At 36.3% G+C, this 23,852-nt stretch carries 25 protein-coding genes; 4 read left to right on the top strand and 21 right to left on the bottom strand.

Annotation, left to right across the window (positions count from 1 at the left end; all coding sequences use genetic code 11):
* Positions 1 to 9 precede the first annotated feature (9 nt).
* The 13 genes from AC2JF9_RS06545 to AC2JF9_RS06485 all read right to left on the bottom strand — a co-directional run bounded on the left by AC2JF9_RS06545 (position 10) and on the right by AC2JF9_RS06485 (position 13,203).
* Entirely contained in the window at positions 10 to 930 is a 921-nt protein-coding gene (locus AC2JF9_RS06545; protein WP_500726183.1) for a serine hydrolase, read from the bottom strand.
* A gap of 13 nt (positions 931 to 943) precedes the next feature.
* Positions 944 to 1,861: a magnesium transporter CorA family protein gene (locus AC2JF9_RS06540; protein ID WP_500726181.1), complete on the bottom strand. Its 918-nt coding sequence runs from the start codon at positions 1,859 to 1,861 to the stop codon at positions 944 to 946.
* 137 nt (positions 1,862 to 1,998) lie between these two features.
* Positions 1,999 to 3,300, bottom strand: coding sequence for an extracellular solute-binding protein (locus AC2JF9_RS06535; protein ID WP_500726179.1), 1,302 nt, complete (start codon positions 3,298 to 3,300; stop codon positions 1,999 to 2,001).
* A 274-nt stretch (positions 3,301 to 3,574) separates the two neighbouring features.
* The gene (locus AC2JF9_RS06530; protein ID WP_500726177.1) at positions 3,575 to 4,882 is read right to left on the bottom strand and encodes an extracellular solute-binding protein; all 1,308 of its coding nucleotides are present in this window, start codon (positions 4,880 to 4,882) and stop codon (positions 3,575 to 3,577) included.
* Positions 4,883 to 4,931: 49 nt separating this feature from the next.
* Entirely contained in the window at positions 4,932 to 6,227 is a 1,296-nt protein-coding gene (locus AC2JF9_RS06525; protein ID WP_500726175.1) for an MBL fold metallo-hydrolase, read from the bottom strand.
* Positions 6,211 to 7,035, bottom strand: a complete 825-nt coding sequence (locus AC2JF9_RS06520) for a carbohydrate ABC transporter permease (protein WP_500726173.1) — start codon at positions 7,033 to 7,035, stop codon at positions 6,211 to 6,213. The genes AC2JF9_RS06525 and AC2JF9_RS06520 overlap by 17 nt, the downstream gene beginning before the upstream one ends.
* Positions 7,036 to 7,902, bottom strand: a complete 867-nt coding sequence (locus AC2JF9_RS06515; protein WP_500726171.1) for a carbohydrate ABC transporter permease — start codon at positions 7,900 to 7,902, stop codon at positions 7,036 to 7,038.
* On the bottom strand, positions 7,902 to 8,987 hold the full coding sequence (locus AC2JF9_RS06510; protein ID WP_500726169.1) for an ABC transporter ATP-binding protein: 1,086 nt from the start codon (positions 8,985 to 8,987) through the stop codon (positions 7,902 to 7,904). The genes AC2JF9_RS06515 and AC2JF9_RS06510 overlap by 1 nt, the downstream gene beginning before the upstream one ends.
* Positions 8,988 to 9,322: 335 nt before the next feature.
* Positions 9,323 to 10,195 carry a DNA/RNA non-specific endonuclease gene (locus AC2JF9_RS06505; protein ID WP_500726166.1) on the bottom strand — a complete coding sequence of 291 codons (873 nt, stop codon included), beginning with the start codon at positions 10,193 to 10,195 and terminating at the stop codon, positions 9,323 to 9,325.
* A 103-nt stretch (positions 10,196 to 10,298) separates the two neighbouring features.
* Positions 10,299 to 11,252: an exonuclease domain-containing protein gene (locus AC2JF9_RS06500; RefSeq protein WP_500726164.1), complete on the bottom strand. Its 954-nt coding sequence runs from the start codon at positions 11,250 to 11,252 to the stop codon at positions 10,299 to 10,301.
* A gap of 9 nt (positions 11,253 to 11,261) precedes the next feature.
* A complete protein-coding gene (locus AC2JF9_RS06495; protein ID WP_500726161.1) occupies positions 11,262 to 12,086 on the bottom strand; it encodes an SIR2 family NAD-dependent protein deacylase in 825 nt (274 codons plus the stop codon).
* Between the two features lie 18 nt (positions 12,087 to 12,104).
* On the bottom strand, positions 12,105 to 12,740 hold the full coding sequence (locus tag AC2JF9_RS06490) for a DUF421 domain-containing protein (protein ID WP_500726159.1): 636 nt from the start codon (positions 12,738 to 12,740) through the stop codon (positions 12,105 to 12,107).
* A 13-nt stretch (positions 12,741 to 12,753) separates the two neighbouring features.
* Positions 12,754 to 13,203: a DUF3290 domain-containing protein gene (locus AC2JF9_RS06485; protein ID WP_500726217.1), complete on the bottom strand. Its 450-nt coding sequence runs from the start codon at positions 13,201 to 13,203 to the stop codon at positions 12,754 to 12,756.
* A gap of 230 nt (positions 13,204 to 13,433) precedes the next feature.
* Between AC2JF9_RS06485 and AC2JF9_RS06480 the strand changes: the two genes are divergently transcribed.
* Complete coding sequence (locus AC2JF9_RS06480; protein ID WP_500726157.1) at positions 13,434 to 14,348, top strand: proline-specific peptidase family protein; 915 nt, start codon at positions 13,434 to 13,436, stop codon at positions 14,346 to 14,348.
* A gap of 108 nt (positions 14,349 to 14,456) precedes the next feature.
* On the top strand, positions 14,457 to 15,704 hold the full coding sequence (locus AC2JF9_RS06475; RefSeq protein WP_500726155.1) for a glycosyltransferase family 2 protein: 1,248 nt from the start codon (positions 14,457 to 14,459) through the stop codon (positions 15,702 to 15,704).
* Positions 15,705 to 15,889: 185 nt separating this feature from the next.
* Here AC2JF9_RS06475 and AC2JF9_RS06470 read toward each other — a convergent pair whose 3' ends face one another.
* The gene (locus AC2JF9_RS06470; protein WP_500726152.1) at positions 15,890 to 16,444 is read right to left on the bottom strand and encodes a hypothetical protein; all 555 of its coding nucleotides are present in this window, start codon (positions 16,442 to 16,444) and stop codon (positions 15,890 to 15,892) included.
* A 131-nt stretch (positions 16,445 to 16,575) separates the two neighbouring features.
* Positions 16,576 to 17,508, bottom strand: a complete 933-nt coding sequence (locus tag AC2JF9_RS06465; protein ID WP_500726150.1) for an SLAP domain-containing protein — start codon at positions 17,506 to 17,508, stop codon at positions 16,576 to 16,578.
* A 458-nt stretch (positions 17,509 to 17,966) separates the two neighbouring features.
* On the opposite strand from AC2JF9_RS06465, the gene AC2JF9_RS06460 reads away from it, so the two are divergent.
* Positions 17,967 to 18,212 (top strand): type II toxin-antitoxin system HicB family antitoxin, encoded by a 246-nt coding sequence (locus AC2JF9_RS06460; protein WP_500726147.1) that lies wholly within the window; start codon positions 17,967 to 17,969, stop codon positions 18,210 to 18,212.
* A 117-nt stretch (positions 18,213 to 18,329) separates the two neighbouring features.
* On the opposite strand, the gene AC2JF9_RS06455 is transcribed toward AC2JF9_RS06460, so the two are convergent.
* The 5 genes from AC2JF9_RS06455 to AC2JF9_RS06435 all read right to left on the bottom strand — a co-directional run bounded on the left by AC2JF9_RS06455 (position 18,330) and on the right by AC2JF9_RS06435 (position 21,222).
* Positions 18,330 to 18,665 carry a hypothetical protein gene (locus tag AC2JF9_RS06455; protein ID WP_500726145.1) on the bottom strand — a complete coding sequence of 112 codons (336 nt, stop codon included), beginning with the start codon at positions 18,663 to 18,665 and terminating at the stop codon, positions 18,330 to 18,332.
* A 243-nt stretch (positions 18,666 to 18,908) separates the two neighbouring features.
* The gene (locus AC2JF9_RS06450) at positions 18,909 to 19,130 is read right to left on the bottom strand and encodes a type II toxin-antitoxin system mRNA interferase toxin, RelE/StbE family (protein ID WP_500726143.1); all 222 of its coding nucleotides are present in this window, start codon (positions 19,128 to 19,130) and stop codon (positions 18,909 to 18,911) included.
* A complete protein-coding gene (locus AC2JF9_RS06445) occupies positions 19,120 to 19,350 on the bottom strand; it encodes a RelB (protein WP_500726141.1) in 231 nt (76 codons plus the stop codon). The genes AC2JF9_RS06450 and AC2JF9_RS06445 overlap by 11 nt, the downstream gene beginning before the upstream one ends.
* A gap of 322 nt (positions 19,351 to 19,672) precedes the next feature.
* Entirely contained in the window at positions 19,673 to 20,284 is a 612-nt protein-coding gene (locus AC2JF9_RS06440) for a hypothetical protein (protein WP_500726139.1), read from the bottom strand.
* Positions 20,285 to 20,313: 29 nt separating this feature from the next.
* Positions 20,314 to 21,222, bottom strand: a complete 909-nt coding sequence (locus tag AC2JF9_RS06435) for an L-lactate dehydrogenase (RefSeq protein ID WP_500726136.1) — start codon at positions 21,220 to 21,222, stop codon at positions 20,314 to 20,316.
* Between the two features lie 208 nt (positions 21,223 to 21,430).
* On the opposite strand from AC2JF9_RS06435, the gene AC2JF9_RS06430 reads away from it, so the two are divergent.
* Positions 21,431 to 22,372, top strand: coding sequence for an aldo/keto reductase (locus AC2JF9_RS06430; protein ID WP_500726134.1), 942 nt, complete (start codon positions 21,431 to 21,433; stop codon positions 22,370 to 22,372).
* 15 nt (positions 22,373 to 22,387) lie between these two features.
* On the opposite strand, the gene rpoN is transcribed toward AC2JF9_RS06430, so the two are convergent.
* The gene (gene rpoN, locus AC2JF9_RS06425; RefSeq protein WP_500726132.1) at positions 22,388 to 23,662 is read right to left on the bottom strand and encodes an RNA polymerase factor sigma-54; all 1,275 of its coding nucleotides are present in this window, start codon (positions 23,660 to 23,662) and stop codon (positions 22,388 to 22,390) included.
* Positions 23,663 to 23,852 lie beyond the last annotated feature (190 nt).

The following is a 23,852-nucleotide window of genomic DNA, read 5'->3' as shown; positions in this document are numbered from 1 at the left end:
TCGTTATTTTTATTTAAAAAAGCTATTAACTGTTTGACCTAATTTAACAAAACTACGATCAGAGGTGCTCCACACACTTACGCAATAAGCATGACCGTTAGCCTGAACAATTGCAACATTAGTTTTACCGTCACCAATGGCATATACAGTTGCTTCAGATGTTGTTTGAACTATCTTAGGTCTCTTACCAGATTGGTTCAGAGAACCTAAAGCTTGGTTTGAATATTGTTGATTTAGCGTTTTATTTTGATATAGGTCGCTCATAACTGCTGCCAAATCATTAGCGGTTGTTACCGCAACAGGATTAGCGGTGTACTTTTTACTGAATTTAGTGTTGGTTGCGCCCATTTTTTTAGCAACCTGATTAACTTGTTTAGGCGTGATTTTACGTAATAAGACATTACCAGCCATCTTGCTATTACGCATTAGTGACTGCTTTAAGAAAGTAATACCGTAGGCAATTCCGGGCTGTAAGATATGCTCGCCCTTAACTCGATCAGCTTTTTTAACTTTTAGTGCTGTATTATTATTAAGTTTGCCATGTTGCTCCTGATAATCGACAGCAGCCAACAAAAATAAGCGACTCGTTGAACTTATCCCATGTGATTTCGATGAATTAGCAACGCGCGCAAATTTTCCCGAGTTTAAATCTTGCACACTAACTTGATAGCTCTGATCCTTCCCCATTACTTGCTGAATTTTCTTTGCCCAAGCAGTATTACTACCTGAAGCAGTTTTAATATGGTTCGTATATTCAACTGCCTCGACATTAGGCTCATGTGCTTTAGATTTAACCTTAGCCTTTTGAGTAGTTTGCTTTTGACCCACAATTTCAACATGTGCGTTCTCTACTCGCCTAAGGTTTACTGAATATAATGCGAAGGCAAGTAAGGTAGTTATTAACGAGCCAATAAGAACTTTGTTTTTCATAAATCCGCCTCAATTAGAAAAAGTGATGCCGTTTCATCAAAATAATCAGCCAGGCCATTAAAGCGATTGTGATTACCATGATGGCAATCCAGTCTAAAGAATTGTGACCAACTGGTAGGCTGACATTCATCCCATAAAAACCAGTTAGAATAGTTGGTATGGTTAAAACTAAGGACCATACGGTCAAAAACTTCATCGTGTCATTTAAATTATTATTCATCATATTGTTAGAAGTTGCCGACAAAGTTTGGGTTACCTGCTGCGAAATTTTTACCATTTCGGCAGACTGATTGGACTCAATTAACACATCATCCAACCGTTCGCGGGCTGGCTTAGTAAAATCTAATTCTGACAGTTTCAAACTATGCAACATCATCAGGTTAGTTTGAATTGAGCTAGACAAGTATACTAAACTTTTTTCAATCGTCGATAATTCCACTAAGTCATTGTTAGAAATATCATCCGATAATCTTTGGTCTAACGTGTTGCGCTCAACGTCTAATTGTGTGACGGCACGTTGAAAATATTGCGATAAAAACAGCAAAAACTTCATCAATAGTTCGGTAACATCCTGGGCTTGCGAGAGCTCTTTTCTCATGGCTCGGTCATTAAATTCGTCAAAGACATAACTAGTAGAATCAGTATGAAAAGTGAAAATATTTTCACCAGAAACTAAAAACGTGACTGGGTGAGCAGTAAAATGTTTAATAGTTTTTGAGGGCCAGATAGGCACATCGTAGACCAACAAGTGGATATGAGTGTGTGTATCGTAGTCATAGTGCGGTCGTTCATGGCGGTCAGAAATATAAGAAATCATATCGGGCGTAAAATTAAATTCATCTTGAAGCTTAATACTATCGTCTTCACTTAAATTACTGATGTCATACCATCGGTATTGAGTTACCACCGGAAACTTTTGTTCTTTAATCACTTTTTTCACCCCTGAGCTAATGAGTTAAATTGGCCAATATCAATCGCTACGCCTATATTATCTTACCATTCATGTGAAAAACGATAAATAAAAAACAGGTGGTAAAACCTGTTTTTTAAAAAATATAAATTTAGAGCCTATTGTTTCCAAGCAGCATCGAATTTAGTTTTACCAGTGTCAATTGCCTTATCAACATTTCTGTTCTTTTGGGCAGCAGATAAAATTGTCTGCATAATTGGCGTTAGCTGACTATATGTTGCACTAGAATTTTTTATTACAGGAACACTGTACAGCGAATTAGTCGCCATAATATCTTCTAATTGTGCTGGAAGTTTAAATTGCTTATTAGCCTTATAGGCAGCAGATTTAGTTGCACTTTCATTAACAGGAATGTAGCCTGTCTCTTTAGCCCATTTAATTTGGCTTTCTTTTGATGATAAAAACTTCATAAACATAAACGCAGCTGATTTTTGCATTGCAGTTGCATGACTGAACATATAGATATCAGTCCCTTGCTGCATTGTATATTGGCTAGGACGAGCTACAACTTGGTAAGAAAAGCCTTTCTTAGCGGCTTGCTTAATCCAGGTTTCAGTCGAAGATGAAGTAACGAACATTGCTAATTTTTTATTGGTAAATGGAATATACAAGTATTTATCTGAACCAGGCATTCTGAAATAACCGGCTTTTTCACCGTCAGTGTAATAGTTCAAAACGCGCTTAGATTGTTTACCAGTAAAATCAATTTTGCTTGAAAAGTTTTGACCTTCGTTTTTCATACCTAAAACATAGTAATTATCAAGGTCATCAAAACCAGCACCGGTAACTTGATGATTACTCTTTTCATAAATTGTTTGTGCGGCTTCTTTTAATTCAGCCATAGTTGTCGGGATCTTGGTGATACCGTATTTTTTCAACATGTCCGGATTGTAAATTAATACCTCAATTGATTTATTAAAAGGTATACCGTATTGGGTACCATTAATTTTAGCGCCATTAAGCATATCTTGCTTGATGCCTGAAGATTCTTGGTTTCCCCAACCAACCGTTTTGTTATTAATGTATGGAGTTAGGTCGGCCAACATTTTGTTCTTGGCTGCACTTTGAAGCCAACCCGGATATGCTTGGGTAATAGTTGGAAGATTCTTAGGCGATTGCAGTGTCGAATTTAATTTCGCCTGTAAATCATCGTAATCGCCTTGCTGCTCGAGCTTGATTTTAATGTTTTTATTCTTGGCTTCAAATTCTTTTGCCAGACTCTTTAGACTAGCTTCTTGAGCTCCCTGCATCCCATGCCAGAAAACAACCGTTGTCTTCTTTGTAACCTTCGGAATCTTCTCAGAATTAGATGATGAAGAATTATTGCTTGAGCAAGCAGCAGTTCCAGTTAAAGCAAGTCCAGCCACCGCAATAGCAGCAAGCTTTTTACCAAGTTTCATTATTTATTTTTCCTCCAGAAAATAGATTTATTTGGTTAGCAATAAAGAGTTAACCTTTTAATTCTTATTAATTGTATAGCAGTGAAAGTGAGATTACAATAAAAAATAGCCTAAAAATTCGGTTTCTTTTAACTTATTAACCTCAAAAAGTATAATAGTTCGGTTTTTATAAGATAAATGGAAGGTATCAATTTTTTCGTTCTATTTCAAGATAATAAAAAAAGACCTGTCTTTTCCAGACAAGTCTTTTTTAAATAATTTTGCTATTTAGTTTTTATTGTTTCCAAGCAGCATCAAATTTTGATTTACCTGAATTAATGGCACTGTTAACATCTTGCTTCTTTTGTGCAGCGGCAAAGATATTTTGCATGATTGGATTAAGTTGACCATATGCAGCACCAGCATCTTTAATAACAGGAACACTATACAGATTCTTCATAGCATCTTCAAGTTTAGCTGGAAGTTTAATCTTCTTATTATCCTTGTATTCAGCAGAATCAGCAGCAGCATTGTTAACTGGAATATAACCAGTAGCATTAGCCCATTTTAGCTGACTTTCTTTTGAAACTAGGAACTTAATATACATGAATGCAGCCGATTTTTGATCAGCAGTAGCATGCTTAAACATGTAGATGTCAGTACCTTGAGACATAGTATATTTGCCAGGACGAGGAGCAACATCGTAAGTAAACTTGTTGCCTACACCTTGCTTAACAAAGCCTTCACCAGCTGAGGTACCAATGTACATTGCAACTTTTTGGTTAGCAAACGGACCAGAAAGGTAGTGCTCTGAGCCAGCAACTCTAAAGTAGCCTGCTTTGATACCGTCTGCATAGTAATTAATTACTTTTTTAGAAGTATTACCGGCGAAATCAATATTGCTTGAGAAGTTAACTCCTTCGTTCTTCATGCCTAAAACATAGTAGTTTGAAAGGGAGTCAAAACCCGCACCAACAACTTTGTGGTTACTCTTCTTGTAAATAGTCTCAGCATCCTGCTTCAATTCTTCCATTGTAGTTGGAGCTTTTTTAATACCATACTTCTTAAATAAATCAGCGTTATAGGTCAAAGTTTCAATTGACTTGTTAAACGGGATACCGTATTGGGTACCTTCAATCTTGGCACCATCCAATAAAGCAGTTTTAATGTCGGAAGCTTTAGCACTGCCCCAACCAACTTCTTTATTATTAATGTACGGTGTCATGTCAGCTAACATCTTGTTCTTAGCCGCAGTATGGAGCCAGTCCGGATATGCCTGGGTAATTGTTGGCAAATTATTTGGTGACTGCAAAGTAGAATTGATCTTAGCTTGTAAGTCACTATATTGCCCTTGATATTCCAATTTGACCTTAACTTTCGAATTGTTTTTTTCAAATTCCTTAGTCAATTCTTTTAAGGTCTCTTGCTGAACACCTGTCATACCATGCCAGAAAACAATTGTGGTGTTTTTCTTCACCTTGGTAATCTTTTCCGAACTACTTGATGAAGACGAAGACTTATTTTCGCCATTAGAACACGCAGCAGTGCCCACAAGTGTCAAGCCAACAGCAAAGGCTGCAGCAAGCTTTTTACTAAACTTCATTTTGGTAAACCTCCCAAAAATAAAAACTAAACAACATTTTTTTGATTAACTAAAGCGTAATTGTTTGGTTGCGCTCCGGTAAAATCCGTTCTCCAAAAGGGTTCTCTTCCAGCTCCGGATGCAATGTGTGCACCGGAATGAGTGTTGCTGGCTGAACCTCATTAATAATTTCCTTGAGTTCTTTTTCATCTGCATGACCAGAACAACGCAGTGGCTTAAACTCAATATTTCTATCTGCTAAAGCTTGCAAGAAAGGCTTATAGGCTGGATCAAAATCACCCAATGGTTCAGCATTGGAATGAATGTACAAGCCGCCTTCTTGCAAGTCAGTGTAATGACTAACTGCTTGCCAGAGGTATTCGCATCGATCATTTAGCAACTCATCGTAATGAACTGCTAGTTCTGGTTTTAAATCTGCAAATATTTCTTCCCCTGGCAAGTAGTAATACGGATAGTCCTCGCCTATACTCTGCTTAAGTAAGTGCGCTCTTTTAGCATGTAAAACAACGCGACGCGGCGAATCAGCAATAATACGCAAGAGCCGCTCTACATTAGTAGGATAGGTATTGAAAGTGATTTGACGGTCAGGATTGTCGCGTTGCAATTGAACAATTTGTGCTGTCAGTTCTTTTTCATTCCTAGGACCAGTGAATTCCTCACTGTTTTCATCATGTTTTTCTTCTGGCCAAGAAACCCCGGTACCTTCAATGATTAAGGCATCACATTCTTTGACTGCGCCCAAAAATTCATGCACCCAATCAGGATGATAACCATGAAGGCGAATATCACCAGTATAGGCAATCTTTTTATCCGGAGTATTAATAACTAAACCGGTCGCACCATAGGCATCGTGATCACTTGGCCAAACTTCAAGCGTAATATCCCCAACTTGGATTGGTTTGCGGTATTCAGCAGCGATAATTGGTCGAACATAATTAGCATCGTGACCCGCAGCTGGCAAAAGAAAATCGCCATGTTCATTTAAAGCTGGCATCATTTTAGCAGTCAGGGGGCCAGCATAAAGTGGAATTTCTGGGGCTAAAAAATTCATTGCTTTACTGTGATCCAGATGCAAGTGAGACATATATGCAGCCGAATGTTCCCAGCGTTCATGGTCAATAGGCTGACCAGTGATTTTAGAATCATAAAAATTAGGTACATCCCCAATTAGTTGGTTCGCCACTAAAGTTTTATACTTTTCATCCGGTAAATCTAGTTCTGGACGATAAACTTCTCCCAAGTCAAACAATACATGCGACTTTCTATAAGCTATTTCAATCATTGGTCCGCCAATAGTAGTTAGACCATTATAAAAAGTAATTGTCGTTTTATCCCTTGAGGTCATTGCGCACTACTCCTTTGATAATCTGCCTTCTAAAAATAAAGTACAAAAGCAAAATCGGCAAAACCGTTAAAGTTGCCGCAGCCAGTTGCAATTGGGTTTCACTACCGGCATCAGAAGCAAAGGCTGACAGACCGTTGTTAAGAAGCCGCATTGTATCTTCGTTAGTAACCAATAATGGCCACAAAAATGAATTCCAGCCCGAGATGAAACTTAAAAGCCCAACTGTGAATAACCCGCCTTTGGACATTGGTACAAGAATTTTCCAGATATAGTCCCAATCGCTTGCACCGTCAATCATTGCCGCTTTATAAATAGTATCCGAAATTGAACCAAAGTAGCTTTGCAAATAGTACATATAGAAGATTGAAGTTAAAAATGGTAACACCAAGCCAATATAAGTGTTGAGTAAACCCATGTGTGCAATCGTATTGTAGTTCGTAAAGATAATTGCTTCGCCCGGAACCATCAGTAAGGACAGCATCACCATTTGGATAACGCCCTTGCCTTTAAAACGCAAGTTAACCATTGCAAATGCCCCTAAAAGCGAATTAAATAAGCTGACTACTGTAGTGATTGTAGCGGTTAGTACAGTGTTAAAGAAGTAACGTGCAAACGGTGCTCGTGCAAAGACTTTGGCATAATTTGACCACTCGAAATGATGTGGAATTAATGTTGGCGGAATCGAAGTCGTTTCTTGAAAACTCATCAATCCACCCAAAATCATGTAAATAAACGGAAAAACCGTAATGAAAGCAAAGATGAATAGAATAATGTAACTGAAGATAACCCCTAAGCGAATTCGTTTCATTTAGTTTTCTCCTATCTTATTCATCATTTTACGTTGCAAAAATGTCGCAAACAAGATGATCAAGAATAAGATCACCGTTGCCGCCATTGCTACCCCCGGAGTGCCAACAGTTTGGAACTTGTTGTAAATATAAAACACAGCCGTGGTGCCTGAGTTTCCGACTCCAGCTGCGCCATTGAACAGTGCATAAACTGAAGTATAAATTTTGAAAGCTCCAATAATATTCATCGTTAGTAAAAAGGCAATCGTTGGAATCAGCTCAGGCATTGTTATTCGCCAAAACTTATCCTTGCCACTGGCACCATACATGTCAGCAATCGTATAAAAGTTAGGGTCAATATTTCTGAGAGCCCCCATTAAAATAACGATATTAAAGGCTAACGAAGTCCAAATCCCAAAAATAATGATAGTTGTCAGCGACATAGCTGGATCGTCAATCCAGTCAGGAGCAGGCAAATGTATGCTCCTAAGTAAAAAGTTCAACATCCCATAGTCACCATTGAAAATGTATCTAAAAACGATACCAATTGCGATAGTTGAGGTAACATATGGCATAAAAAAAGTCGTTTCAAACAAAGACTTATGCTTTACCTTGTCAAAAATAATCCAAGCAAGCATAATCGAAATTGCCAAACCAACTGGAACAGAAATAATTGCATATAAAAGCGTGTTTTTAATTGCTAGCCAAAATTCCGGATCATTAAAAATATACTTATAATTGTTAAAGCCAGTCCAAGTTAAGTCAATTAAGGAACCGCTTTGAAAGCTCATCCCAAAAGCTCGTAGAATGGGATAAATACTAAATAGAGTTACAAAAATGATTGTCGGGGCTAGAAAAAGCCACGCTTTTTTTTGGTTAGTTTTCATTAGTAAACCCGCTCCCCATCAGGTGTAAACAGAAATACTCGGTCAAGTTTTAGTTTAAGATTGACCTGATCACCATGTTTAATTGATGTTTCAAGGTTAATGAGCGAGCGAGCTTGAACCTGATCATGCGTGAACTTCAAAACTCGTTCACGACCAATTAGTTCAATATCATCAACGGTTACAGAAATATTCCCTTCTGGAGCCGGTAATATGTTCTCGGGACGAACGGATAAAGTATATTCGCCATCAGGAAGTGATCGCTTGAAACGGGTTTGTTCTAAAGCAGACAATGGAATTGTAAAGTCGCTAGCTCGCAACTGATCACCAGTTTTAGTTACTTTAAAGTTATCGATTACGGGATTGCCTACAAAATTAGCCACAAAATAATTATTAGGCTCCAAATAAAAGTTCTGACCCAAATCATCTTGCTGAATAACTCCATCATTGAATAAGATAATCTTGTCGCCTATCGATAATGCTTCTTCTTGATCATGCGTGACAAACAAGGTGGTAATTCCAACCGACTTAACAAGTGCACGTATTTCTTCACGGATTTTCAGGCGTAACCTAGCATCTAAATTACTCAGCGGTTCATCCATTAACAAAATTTTGGGTTCTTGAACAAGTGCCCGGGCAATTGCAACACGTTGCTGCTGGCCGCCGGATAAATTGCCCGGCTTTTGGTCAGCAAGCTCAGTAATTTGGGTCAATTCCATATATTTTTGAGCAATTTTTTGAGCATCAGCTTTGGCTTTCTTATTTTTGCCAACTATTAACGGAAACATTACGTTTTGCAAGACAGTCATATGCGGATACAATGCATAGTTTTGAAAAACGTAGCCAATATGCCGATCCTTAGGCTCGACATTTACTACTGACTTTCCATCAAAGAGAATTTCACCTGAAGTGGGACTAAGCAAACCTGCTAAAATATTCAAAATAGTTGTCTTCCCACAGCCCGAAGGTCCTAGTAAACATACCAAATCGCCTTTTTTAACTGAAAAGTTAACATCTTTAATGGCTTCATGACCATTATCGTAGACTTTTTTAAGATTTTTCACTTCAACGAATTTGCTGTTATCCATTAATTAGCACCACTATATTATATATTTGTCTTTTTACCTCTTTAATTTTATGATAAAAATCGCTTGAACACAACTTAATTCACTTAATTATAATTCGGATTTTACTAATATTATTGACGCTTCAATATTTATAGTTCGGATTTATAGCTATATTAGTTAATTTTAAACCTTTGTTTTTTATTAATGTTCTACTTTAGCAAAAGTAGTTTAAGTAAATAATCGAACTCTTAGCCAGTTTTAAACCAGAATTTCTGATTAAATAACACTAGTTTTATCCGAACAATATTTTTTGCTTTTTTCGCTAACCATTTTTCCGTGATATTTATTAAGCAAACTTAGTATTGTCCCTTAACCGTTAACTCCCGATCTACTTTTACGCGACCGTTGCTATAATTAAAAGAAAAACCAGGCTGAATATTAAATAAGTACACGTTGAAGTCTAAACTGCCATCAGTTGCTACAGCTTGAAGGTTGATTCCTCTTGCCATTAACTCGTTATCCCGAAAAATAGGTGTTGCTTGATAAATAACTCGTTTATCTTGGCGCAAGGCATTGCGCACCCTGCTTTCAAAAATAGTTTGAATTCTTTGATTAGAAAAAGCAGACTGCGTAAAGAGATTCTTGGGATTGTTTTGATCACCCGAAAGATTTTTCGGATTAAAGTCACCAGCCTGATCAATTCCCGCCGAAATCGAATAAGCAATTAAGTGGCCTCGATTGTAAATTTGAGTACCGTTGCGGTGATTGTAGTGCCAACCGGTCGGCTCAACAAATTGCCGTACACGCAGACTATCCTTTGCCACATTACGCTTTTGTAAAAAAGCCGTATTCGAATGCGAAGTTCTATTTAAATCATCAAGGTTGGAATAAATAACGCGGTTAACGCGCCAAGCGTTTTTGATCAAGGTTGACTTGTTGTTGTTAACTGTAATGTATGCAGCATTACCACTTTTAAAATTTAGTTTAGCCAACTGCTCATAATCTTGTTTTGACAAGCCACCATATACCTTAGCTGCGGGCTTAGCTTGCTTAAGCTTGGTTTTATGTGCCGGCTCGGTTTGTGTAACGCGGTTAACTGCTTGCTGACCATTTGGATCAGTACCACCTTTTGTTGAAAAAAACCATAGCAAAAATAAAATGATAATGACTATCGCCCAAAAGTCACTAACATTTGCACTCCTGCTTCGTCTTCTTCGCCTGCGTGCCATCAAATTCGCCCCTTAAATAATAATAACTAAGTATAGCTAAACGAACTTTTGTTTGCAACCGGCACTAAAAAAGCAAGGTAAGTTTACCTTGCTAACAAACTAACTAATTTCTGGCCCATTCATCAAGCATATTTAAAAAATAGCTTTCAGATAAGCGTTTAATTTTACTGCCGCGTTGGTTAAATTCTTGCGCTTGCTGCCAGGCCGCGTTGCTTTTACTAAAAAACTTCGCATCATCAATGATTAGGTAATCAGTGTCTGGCGCAACAATTTCTTGCGCTTTACCACCCATATTATTGACCATCAAACTGGCTTCCGCATTATCCATACCAATTTCATCAACAAAAGCGATTTTTTTATTATTTACAGGGTTGCGAACGCCAAGCTCCCAAGCCTCAAGTTCAGCTTCAAGCAAGTCAAAGTTCTTAACTTTATTCTGGGCTTTTAGCAACAATTCAGCAGTGAAGTTTGCCCGAAAGTCATCATAAACCTTCTTGGTGTCAATGGAATCATCTAACCCGTGATGCTGCTCAATTTCTGCAATTCCTGCCCTTTGCATGCAATCAAGCAAGCGATTATGCTGTGACGGATAATAAGCGCGAGCCAAACGTAAAACATCAACATAGTCATTATTTAACTCAGGTAACTTAAATTTTTGGGCTAAGTCATACAAAAAGTTCAAATCGAAGTTAACATTATAGCCAATAATAATATCGTCACCAATAAAGGCACGAAACTGCGTCATTGCCTCTTTAACCGGCACTCCTTCACTAAGAAGTAGTTCTTCCGTAATTCCGTTCAGCTTAGTAATAAAGGGTGGCACCTTATTTGATTTTGGATAAACCACTAACTTGCTAAACTGATCAATAATTTGGTTGTTTCGGACTTTAATTGCGCCTAATTCGGTCACATGGTCACGATATGGATTAAGACCAGTGGTTTCAATATCTAAAAGGGTATAATCATCAATAAAACCCGGCTGTTCTTCACCCTTAGCGCGGAGTTTATCTTGAGCTCCCGTGACATGAAGAACGCCATTTTTAATATAAATACTCATTGAAAGTTCCTATTTTTTGACCAATTCTTGAATTAAAGTAGTTGAATCAGCATTTGTTCCCGCAGTTCGTACTTGTATATCCAGCGGGAAAGTTTCCTGTTGGTAATCAGCTGCCACATACGACCATAAAGGAAATTCCTGCACCAGATGAATAATAGGATCAAACAATTGCGGGCTAGTTTCATCAACACCCAGTTCTAAGAAGACTACCTTTTCTTCTTCATTTCCCGTTAAAAACCAACGAAAACGAGTGTTAGCATCAGTATCTGGGTAAAAATGGTCGTTTAGCGGTAAATGGATTTCCATTGGTTGACCACATTTCTGACACTTGGGTACAAGCTGATCAATATCGTGTCCCTGTTGAACGCTTTGCAAGATTTTACTTACAGTCTCGCGATCATCACGATAGCCGTGATTAACACCACTTGAACACTGCATTCTCGTCCAATCGCCAAAAACATTAAAAATCCGCTTGTCATTAAAACCTGCAGTTTCAAAAAAATGTCCAAAGCACGTCGTGGCAATAAAGAATTTCCGTTCGCCAATTATCTTACGTAAATTGCGCATAGTCTGGCTAGGCTTGTAGTCAAGTGAATATTTTTGAATTAGCTTACTCCAAAAAAGCCACTTTTCAGCTGGCGAAGCTAATTTTTTGTCAAGGGCATCACCAACTGAATGCACATCATATTTTTGCGCAATATCAGGAAAGCTCTGATCAAAACTACTTTGACCGAGAAGGTCAAGACCCTCGCCCTTTGCAAAACCGGCTCCGGTGGTCACAATCACAACGTCTGCTTCATTTACAAGGCGCTTGGCCTTACTCAAATTTTCCATCTACCCCAATTACTCTTCCTATTTTTGGTCATAACTAGTAAAAGAAATCTTGCCGTCTTCAATGTCAGCAAGAAAAATATTGCTGATATCATTGTAGCCGGCATCCTTAGCTTCTTTTCTTAGCCATTTTTCGTCCTTATCAATAAATTCAAGCACTTCTTGGTTGATTTGACCATCGTTTATTAACGGAAAACGCAAATTTTTTTCATCTTCTTGAATAACAGTTAGTTGACCATTTTTTTCAAAAATACAGTTTTTTACTTCGCCAACTGAGTAAACTCCTTGACTACGCAATTTGAACATTAACTCATTAGCAGAAAGCCCCGCTGACAGGCAGTTTTTCACCAGAACGCGACCGTTTTTAATAATCTGCACCGGCTTACCGTCAATCATCACGCGTACAAAGTTACTGTGTTCACGGGCAAATTTCAAGATAAAGACCACTAAAGTCCAGACAATTAAAACAAGGAGAAATTGCAACACCGTAATGCTGGAATTATAGATAACACCGCCGATAATGCCACCAAGAACATAATTTTGCAGTTGATCAAGGGCGGTTGTTGGTGCAATGTTGCTCTTACCAAAGACATTAATTTGAAAAATTAATGTTAACACACCTAAAACGAATTTAATAAAAAGTTGAGTATAATCCATTTTATTTCCTCCCTTAATCCTTGATGTTGACTTGGTGATTAATCACGTGCGCCTGCTTTAAAGTATAGCTATTGTTATCATCATTTAGTTCCAACTGATAATCAATATCTTTAGAATGAAGTCTGACAATAAGTCCATTTTGCAGTGTGGTGGAATTTACCATAACGTCTTTAGCTGGTACTCCATAGTCTTTAGCAACAGACTTAATGAACGGCACAATCTGCTCGGATTGTGATTTCACAACGTTAGTTTGTACATATTTTTCATATTGCGTACCAACGAACAAGAGTAAAAATAATAAGGCAATGATTCCTAAATCACGGTAACGCGTATTAAAACGATGTCGTAAGTAAAGTACTGTAAAAGCAATCATAGCTAAAGCCGCGATTGCAATTAGCACATATAAAATTGTTTTGCTCGTATTTTGATTTTGTTCAATATACTTAAGCGTGTAAAAAGTCATATTACTCATCACCTCTAGATAAACTTCTGTTGCACCGGGTAAACAGGACGATGCAGTTTTTGCTTTAAGTGTAGCTTAATTTGCTGTGCTTATAAGTCTACTTAATATCAGTATAACAAAAAGTGGTCAGAACCTGCTTAAACACTGCTTGGAAATATTATGCATAAATAGTGCTATAACGAGAATGATAAGTTAAAATAGAAGATAGTATAACTAAAAAGGAGAACAACATGAAAACTGGCTCAAAAATAATCACTTTAGATAACGGTTATCACTTATGGACAAATACACAAGGCCAAGGGGACATTCATTTGCTTTGTTTACATGGTGGGCCTGGTGGTAATCACGAGTACTGGGAGGACACTGCTGACCAATTACAAAAGCAAGGCTTGAACGTTCAAGTAACAATGTATGATCAGTTAGGCTCACTGTACTCAGATCAACCTGATTATTCTGACCCAGAAATTGCCAAAAAATATCTGACTTACGAGTATTTTTTAGACGAGGTTGATGAAGTCAGAGCAAAGTTAGGCTTAGACAATTTTTATTTAATTGGTCAAAGCTGGGGTGGTCTTTTAGTCCAAGAGTATGCCGTTAAATACGGACAGCACCTAAAGGGTGCAATTATCTCATCGATGGTCGATGATATTGATGATTATGTTCAGGCAGTCAACCGGCGTCGCCAGGAAGTTTTGCCTCAAACCGAAATCGACTTCATGCATGAGTGCGAACAAAATAATGATTACGCCAATGAACGTTACCAAGAAGACGTCAATATTTTAAACATCAATTTTGTTGATCGCAAGCAACCTTCCAAACTCTACCACTTAAAAGACATTGGTGGTAGCGAGGTTTACCAAGCTTTTCAGGGCGACAATGAATTCGTTATTACTGGTAAACTAAAAGACTGGCACTTTAGAGAGCAGTTAAAGAAAATAAAGGTGCCTACACTTTTAACCTTTGGCGAAGACGAGACAATGCCAATCACGACCGCAGAAATTATGCAAAAAGAGATACCAAATTCTCGTTTAGTTACTACTCCTGACGGAGGACATCATCACATGGTAGACAATCCCGATGTTTATTACCGACATCTAGCTAACTTTATCCAACAAGTTGAAAATGGTACTTTCGCAGGAGAATAGCTTTTTTTGAAATTGCTTTTTTTATACTTTTAGAACTATAATATTTAAGCACAATTGTGCACGAATTACTAAGTAAAGAACATTTTTAAATAACTAGGAGTTGATGTAATGAAGATATTTATTGCAGCTATGCTAATTATTAATAGCTGTGCTTTTATCTTTAATATGTGCTTTGGACTTTATTTATCATTTAGTCCTAAAATTAAACAAGAAGAATATAATGGAGATTCCCGAAAATTTCGTAACCTAGTCTTGTTAATTCCTGCTATGAACGAATTTTCTGCTTTAAAGCGTAGTTTACCAAAACTGCTCAAACTATATAATCAATGCAAAAATTTTATTAATTTAGAACTTGTACTTGTTGATGACGATTCTTGTGATGGTACGACAGAATTGCTAAAGAAATATGCTAATTTTAATAATGTACATGTTATTCACCGTGTAAAGCCGAACGCCCAGCTTGGTAAGGGGCCAGCTTTACAGGATGCTATCAACCAAGTTGTACAAATGAAATTTCCGATTAATGATACATTAATCGGAATTATTGATGCTGACAGTCATTTTGACCGCGATTTTCTCGAAAAAGTTGTTGATGTGTTTCAGAATTCTTCCTATGACTTAGTTCAAACTCGAGTAGATATTTATAATACTGTTAACAATTTAACCATTATGCAAAATTTCGAATTATCAATTTACAATGGCTTATCGCAAATGGCGCGAACAAATTGGGGATCAGCATTAGCGTCTGGTAATGGTCAATTTACTACTTTGAAAATGGCAAAAGATGTAGGTTGGTCGTCTTCACTACTTGAAGACTGTGAGTTTTCGCTAAAAGGCCTTTTGAAAGGTTATTATGGAACTTTCTTAAATACCGTTAGCATTAGGCAAGAAGGAATTACTAGTTTAAGCAAGTTAATCCGGCAACGTACTCGTTGGTGTCAAGGCGGTCTACAGTGTCTCAGAATTTACGGGGGACAAATTTTAAGATCTCGGCAACTTTCAATTATTGTAAAAACTTTTATTTTACTATTTTTATTAGTTCCTTACTTCTCGCTGTTGATTACGCCATCATCGGTTATTTCTATTTTAGTCTTGCTTTGTTACGCTTGCTATAATCCATTAATTAGTTTGTCAATTATTTTGGGATTATTACTGATTGAGTACCTTGTCAACGGCCTAATGATTCGAAAACAATGGCGAGAATCAAATACTAAATCGCCTACGAACCGCTTTGAGATTTTTAGAATTATTTTTAGCTTTTGTTTTTATCGGTGGATACTAGCCTTTATTCCTTATCTAGCAATCGTTAGAGAACTACGGGGAGATACCTCGTGGACAAAAACCAAGCACAACTAATTTGAACACTCAAAAAGCCCTAGCGTCTATACACTAGGGCTTTTATTTGCTTTTAAAATATCAAGCAGTTGTAGTCTTATTAATTATTAATTTTCTTAAACTCATCTTTTCCAAAAAAGTTCATTCTAGTACTCACTGATTTAACAACCATCTAAAACGCTTTAGCTTATTTAAATCAATTATTATTACTTACTAGCTTTTAATTTAGTGGGTTCTGGTTGCTTTCCCCACATAATCTTTGTATCAGAGACTTTTATGTAGCATTCATTACTCTTCTTTTTATCAATATCTAAATATTGATCGGCCAAACGATAGAATGATGCAGTTTCACCCGTTGCTTTATCCGCAATATAAACCATAGAAGTTACTGTAATGCCATCCCCTTTATGATAATATGGCTTATTATTTTTCTCTATTACTTTTTCACCCTTTGCGTTATATAAATACGCATCATTGACAAATATCACCCAGGTATAATTAGTGTACGTCGGTAGGAAGTACTTAACATTTTTGACATTATTCCTATTGATAAAATCATTTGACCCTTTCAGTCGATAAAAATTAGTGCCTCCATTGTATCCGTCACCTTTTTCAGTAAGATCAAAAATATTTGCTTGTCTATCTAGGGTAACTTTTTGACCAATTTTTAGCTTTTTAGAAGTTTTATTACCTTGATTATCGTAAATCAGAATATAATTCGAATTACAATAATATCTATAATGAAAAAGCTGATAATGCAACGTTTGAGCAACGAAGGTTATCAGCTTTTTATATATTCAGACTTTTTCCAAAACGCATAATTTATGGTTACATAAATTATGCAAGCGAAAAAGAAAATTTTTTTACTTTTCATTTAAATCAACTTATAAAACTACTTAACAGCGGTTGGAAGTTTTGGCCCTGTAAGGTATTTTACATCAGTTGCTTTTACAAAGTCACCTTTACCACCTATAACTTTATAAAATAGTTCTTCTTTATGAGTATCAGCGTTAATTATCTTGACAGCTTTTGATAATCTTACCATTTCTCCTTTTTGACTAGAACGTTTTTCTACTTTGGCATTTTCATCATAATAAGGTGCGCTCTTCACAAAACATGCTTGAGTATAAGCACTGTAAAGCGGCAATTTCTGCCTAACAGGTGATTTAATAGTATTATCACCGATAAATTCACTTGTACCTTTAATGCGATATAAATTTCTTACTACTGGTGGGGTTTGAAGGTCCCGACCAAAGTCACTTACAGTAGCCATTTGGTCGACAACCACTTTTTTACCATTCTTTAAAGAGTATTTCTGCGGTAACTTACCATGATTATCATAAAGAGGCACTGTCTTATTGATCATCCAAATTTGTGCAGTTACTGTTACCTCGTTAGTATACAAATCATTTCCATTAATCTTGTCAACATTAATAGCTTTGATATAACCGCCGTGACCTATGCTATAATATTCTTCACCTTTAATCGTTTTATACGGCAAATAAAACCAATTCCAATCATCGTCATGGAACGAATATCGTTTAGTAGTTACATTAGCTACTGACTTAATTTTACTAGCATATTGAGCTGTAGAACCCTTTTTAAGTAAGCCATTACTTTTTAAATAAGAGTATTTTTTTTGCCCCTTTTTGTTATAAACGCGGGTTTTATGATTTAGCTTTAGCACACCTTCTTCGAGACTTGGAGTTTTCTCTGTGGTCTCTACTGCATGAACTTGATTTGTGGTAGTTGCCAAAGTAGCTACGGGGGCTGTTGTCAATAACCCGGCTGCTAAACTAATAAGTACTTTTTTAATCTTCTTCATGATATACCTCATATAACTTAAAACATCAATAAGTATGTTCTTTAGTATCTAATTTTAATAGTTACTTTTCTTAATGTCTAATAACTTTTATAGACTACCTGAAAAAGCCAAAAAATGATGTTTTAAAAGATCATGGCCAATACCTTAATGCAAACGGAAGTTTAAAAAATGCACTTCCTGAAGAATTCAAAAAAAAAAGACGTTAATATAACGTCTTTTTTTATCCATTCACCACGTATAAAAATTTAAACTTGTCAGAATGTTGCTCTCAACATTTGAAAAATTGCTGATTTCTATTTTTCAAATGAGATGACTGATCTTAAAGGCTGGACTTATCAAAATGGTATTTTTGGTATAGAGCCAAACCTTGAAACAAGAAGGCACGGAACGAAACATATTAAAACAAGCAGAGCTTAAATAGTCTTACTTACTATTTAAAAAGATGATGGAGTATAAAGATGTCAAAACTACTCGTATATTCAGTAATACTGCACAAAGAAGATAATGGCTATTCAGTAACTGTACCTGATACTTCAGGGACTTTTACAGAAGGAGATACACAAACAGAAGCGATCAATATGGCTGCTGATGCTATTGGTTTAATGCTAGAAGATGAAACCAATTATCCAAAAGCCACACCTTTAGAAAATTTAAAAGTAGGCAAAGACGAAATGGCGACCTTAGTACCAGTTAATATGGATTAATTTCGCCGAAATAATTCTAAAACTGTTCGTAAAAATGTTACAGTTCCACAATATTTGGCAACTCTCGGACATAAAAAGGCAGCTTAAACGTGGAAAGCTGCCTTTTTAGATGTGCTATTATTCATTAATTTTTTTAATATAAATTAATTTTGCTTTTCTTAATATGCCACGATCTTTAAATAGAAAGCCATAATACTTATTATTAATCTTTCCGACATAATAAAGCATATCTTTAGATCCTTGATTATCAGTAGTTATTTTAACAGAAGCAATTTTTTTATTATGTAAGCATTTATATGTATCTAAGTTATATGAATATTTCCTTTCACTAGCACTATGATAAACGGTTTTTTCTAAAGAATTAATTCTATAATAATGTACAGAGCTTATTCCAATGCCTATAAAGAGAAATATTAAAAAAAATACAGTTATTGTTTTTTTTGCTTTTTTCATTTTCGCACACAAATAAAAGATGGTAGGAAGAATTGATTTTAAATCGGCCCTTAGTATTATGGACAATCATAATGGAGAATCTGACAATAAAAATGGCAATATCTTACTGCGAAGCTATCCTTTTTTACTTTAAATCACTTTATTTTTTATTAAATTGTTTGGCTGTTGATCAAGGATTTCATGAGTACTTGTTGCTAACAATACCAAAACTAATTCATCATGCTCTATGTAGTAAATAACAATTCAGCTATCGTAAGTTTTACCATAGTTTCCATATCTTGCTGGGTGAAATTCACGATAGCCGCTCCATTTTACTTTTAAAGCATGATCCTTAATCTGCTTTAAGGTTCTGCTATCTTGCTCAACCACCGCTTTCAAGCATTGCTTTAATAACGAAATTGGGTAATGCTTCTTAGCCAGTTTTTTTAATTGACGTTCAAATGACGGTGTTTGTTTAATTTTCATCTAACTGATCAACCAAATCATTAAAATCGGCTAATGAACCAATCGTTTTTACTTGTCCATTTTCGGCTTCTTTTTTGGCTGCTAATGCCTCTGGGGAATCCAAAAAGCTAAGCAATTGAACTTCGTTATTTGCCGCGTCTAGCTTTGCTATTATTTGGTATAGCCTAGAACTGCTTAATCCAAGTTCACTAACTAGCTCTTTAGCTGTCAAATTACTCATCGCTATACAGTCTCCTATTTATACGTATTGTCTAACATTTACTAGTTACTTAGCTTTATTTTAGCATTTAATTTTAGTAGTTATTTCTCTAATAAATAGCTTTTACAAACTACGTTTATTTATTAGAAAAAATCTTGCTAAAAAATGATATTCTAAAAGAGCATGGCAATCCCTTGGTACGCGCGGAAGTTCATTTTTTGAACTTCCAAAAAACCCTTGAGCCACAATGAAGTGCAAAAAATGCACTTCCAGAAGAATTCAAACAAAAAAGTGAAAAAAATATCTACTCACTCTTCTTTTAATTCGCTAATAAGTCACCCGACTACTTACCAATTAGAAGTACCGGTGTTTCTGATATATCTCTATGCTTTAAGTAACGTTTTAATTGTTTAAGTGAAGTATCAGCTATTTGCTTATTCTTACCAGTCAACTCGCTAGCTAATGTTTGCGCTTGCTCTAATAAAGCAGAAGTAGGTTCATTATTATCTTTAGCATCCATTACTTTTAGTTCAGCATTAATTAGTGGTTGCAAGTCCTTATTAAATAGGTTTTTGTTATAAATACCATTCACATAATTTGTATAACCTTTATATTTTCCATCCTTAGAAATCAAATCAACGGAAATGCTATTTTTAATGGTTGTCAGCTTTCTGACCTTAAATAGTGTATGATTCTTAACAATCTTCTTTAATACCTTTCGGCTGTATGATTTACCACCCTTGGCTGCTGTATTTTTATATAATGCACCTTTACCAGCATGAGGTAATACAAAAACATACCCAGCTTTAGCTAGCTTCTTAGTCCAAGCTTTATTAGTTACACGCTTAGGTTTTTCTATTTGCGCAGCTTGGACTGTAGTATTACTTGTGGTAGCCAACAGTTGTCCCGTCGATACTATCGTTAAAACAACCAAAACTTTAACTATTTTTTTCATATGCTTTTCTCACTAGTTATTCTATAAAGCTATTTTTGTGATTTTTCCTTAATCGTTTCAGCTGAAGCTTGTAACAATTTTTCTTCTTCCTCGGTTAAAGACAATTCTACATGTTGGACAATTCCGTCCCGACCGACGATTGCTGGATACGATAAATAGGTGCCATATTTTTCTTGGTAGTTGGAAACTGGCATTTCCGTGTGCGCATCACTTTCAATTGTTTCAACCAGACGAGTAACAGCAGCTGAAATACCATAGTTAGTATATTGCTTGCCCTTGTAGACGGTTTGACCACCAAATTTAATTTCATCATTTAAGTCTTCAAGTTTCCATGGCTGGTCTTTTGCCAATTCAGTAATTGGTTTTTCCAGCACCTTCACAGTTGACCAAGCAGTGAACTGGGAATTACCATGTTCACCCAAGTTAAAGCCTTCAACTGATCTAGGGTCAACGTTCAAACGTGAACCAACTGCACGTTTCATTCTTGAAGTGTCGAGTAAAGTCCCTGTTCCAATAACGTGCTTTTTCGGTAAACCAGTCAGTTCTTGGTACATGCTGGTAATCGCATCAACTGGGTTGGTAATGGCAACTAAGATGCCATCAAAGCCACTTTCTTTAATCGACTCGGCAATACCACCAATTCGTTCTCGGTTGTAATTCAGTTCAGCAAACCGCTCGCCGCCTGCTTCAAGTCCAATGTTTCCAAAAGCGCTAATGATAATGTCCGCATCTTTTAGAGCAGAGTAATCGTTAATAACAATATTTACATGATGTTTCAGGTTAGCCATCGCGTCTTGAAAATCAAGTTCATCAGAGGTTACTTTAGCTTCGTTAGTATCAATCATAATCAAGTCATCAACTAAGCCTGAAATGATTAATTGGTGCGCAACTGTACTGCCAACATGGCCATCTCCAATAATACCGATTTTATTACTCATAATATTCCCTCCTACTTATTATTTTTAGGGTCTGCCCTAATTAATGAAAAATTATGTAACTTTTATTATATACGTTTTTTAAATAAAGTGAATTTATCTTTAAAAAAATATTAGTTATCTCTATTTTTATTTCAGTATAAACTCAAAAACAAGCGGTTTCATTACTTTTTTACTAGAATGACTTATACTAAAAAGAGGAGGTAACACAATGAAACAAATTAGAATTGGCAATACAAGCTTCACTAGTTCCGCAATTGCGCTGGGAATTATGCGCATGAATAAATTAACGGTTGATGCCGCCAAGCAAGTATTAGAAACTGCCCATGATACTGGAATTAATTATATTGATTCTTCAGATATTTACGGGCATGGTAAATCAGAAGAAATTTTTGGTGCTGCTTTTGCAAAATCGTCGCTTAAGCGAGATGACTTTTACATCCAATCTAAGACTGGGATATACGAAAATAAAAACTTAGATTATAAAACCACTCGCTATGATTTTTCGAAAAAGCACATTATTAGTTCAGTTGACGGTATTTTGACTCGAATGAAAATTGACTACTTAGATAGCTTGCTTTTGCACCGGCCAGATGCACTAATGGATCCAGCAGAAGTGGCTGCTGCTTTTGATGAATTACAAAAAGAAGGCAAAGTTCGGCACTTTGGCGTATCTAACTTTAATCCAATGCAAGTTGAGCTATTGCAAGCCGGATTGAGTCAAAGACTATTGATTAATCAACTCCAAATCAGCGTGATGCACACAGGGCCAATTGATTTCAATATTCATACTAATATGACTGATGCCCGTAGCATTGACCATGATCGCGGTATTTTGGATTATTCTCGCTTGCATCAAATGACCGTTCAAGCTTGGTCGCCCTTCCAATATGGTCAAATTGAAGGTAACTTCATTGGAAATCCCAAGTTTCCAGAAGTTAATGAAGCTTTACAAAAGCTAGCTGATCAAAAAGGTGTTTCCAAGAATGCAATTGCTGCAGCTTGGATTTTGCGCCATCCAGCTGTTGATCAAGTAATTATTGGTACAATGACGCCTGCGCACCTCATTGATAGTGCCAAAGGAGCTGACATTTCATTATCGGCTCAAGAATGGTATGACATCTATCTGGCTGCCGGAAACGATTTACCTTAAAAAACAGCTTTTTGTCTACTGGCTATCAACTACTTTTTTCCTGGCATAACTATTAGGAATATTAAGCTTTTGACGGTATTTAGCAATTACTCGCCGGCTCAATTTTACTTTTTGTTCAGCAAAAATCTCAACTAACTGTTGATCACTCAACGGTTTTCGCCCATCTTCGTTTCTTATTAATTGCTTTAAGTCATATTCGATTCGTGCTTGGGATAAGTCCGTTGTTACTTTTCGCGGAAATAAAACTTTTAAACTAAAAACTTTATTTTGACACTGGATATACTTGTCCTTAATTGCCCGACTAATCGTGCTGGGAGCTAGATTTAAAGCTTTTGCTGTTTCCTTGAGTCCCAAAGGCTTTAAATCTTGTTTTTGCAATGTCGACAAAAAAGTGTGCTGATATTCACCAACGTATTTTCCTAATCGCAAGATCGTTTGTTGGCGATGTTCAATTGCATTTTTCATTTCGGTATAGCGTTGGCGCTGCTCGGAAAAATATTGACTTTCCGCTGACTGATTCTTCAATTCACTGTATGTTTGCTCATCAAACAGCAATTCAGGTATTTGTGACTGAAAAGTTTCGATTGTCAGTCTTTCATCTTCAACTTTAAAAATTAAATCTGGCAGTAGATATTGTGTGTTATTTTCTACAACATATTCACTTGCCGGTGTTGGGTCTAAAGTTTGAATACTAGTTAAAGCTGCGGTCATTTGCTGAGAGGAAAATTCGGTTTGATCCCATTTTTGCGGATCCGCAAGTATCTCTAATTTATTTTCAATCAGAATTTTCATTGCTACCTGATTAAAATCCGTTTTTCCACGAGCTTGGATTAATAGACATTCAGTTAAGTCCTTAGCGCCAATGCCAATGGGATCAAGGCTGTGTAGCAAAGGGAGTGCTTTAGCTAAATCTTGCTTGGAAAATTCTGTCGCCTCAGCAATCTCAGTAAGTTCAGTCCGTAAATAACCGTCATTGTCTAAGTGATAAATAAGTAGTTTAACCTCCTTTTTTTCTTTATTGCTCCAATCACTCAGATTCACTTGCAACAATAAATGATCAATTAAGCTTTCGCCGTCGGGAGTACCAATCCACTCTATGCCGTGCGACTCGGTCTTAGGCTCACTCAAAGTGACAAAGGGATCACTCTCGCTTAGTTCTTTCATCGCATTGACAAGGTCATATGTGCTGTACGACAACACCGTCAGGTTTTGCTTTAATTTTGGCGATAAGAAAAGCCGTGTCACTAGTTGCTCTTTCGGTTTTAAGACCATTTTCTGCAATCGTGCCATCAGCTTTTCTCCCTATATTAAATCTACTAAACTTGTCTATTTCACTCTCACTATCATTATCTTTAATTATATACAATTATAAGAACGCTTTCTATAAAATTTATTGCTACAGTTCAAAGACGTACGCGCTTTTGAATCAATCAAAAAAATTATCAACTTGACTTTGCTTTTTTAGTATTTTATAATTTTC

This window comes from Lactobacillus sp. C449L (assembly GCF_059900815.1).
Note: the sequence above shows the minus strand (reverse complement) of the source record. Positions and strands in the feature narration are given on the sequence as shown.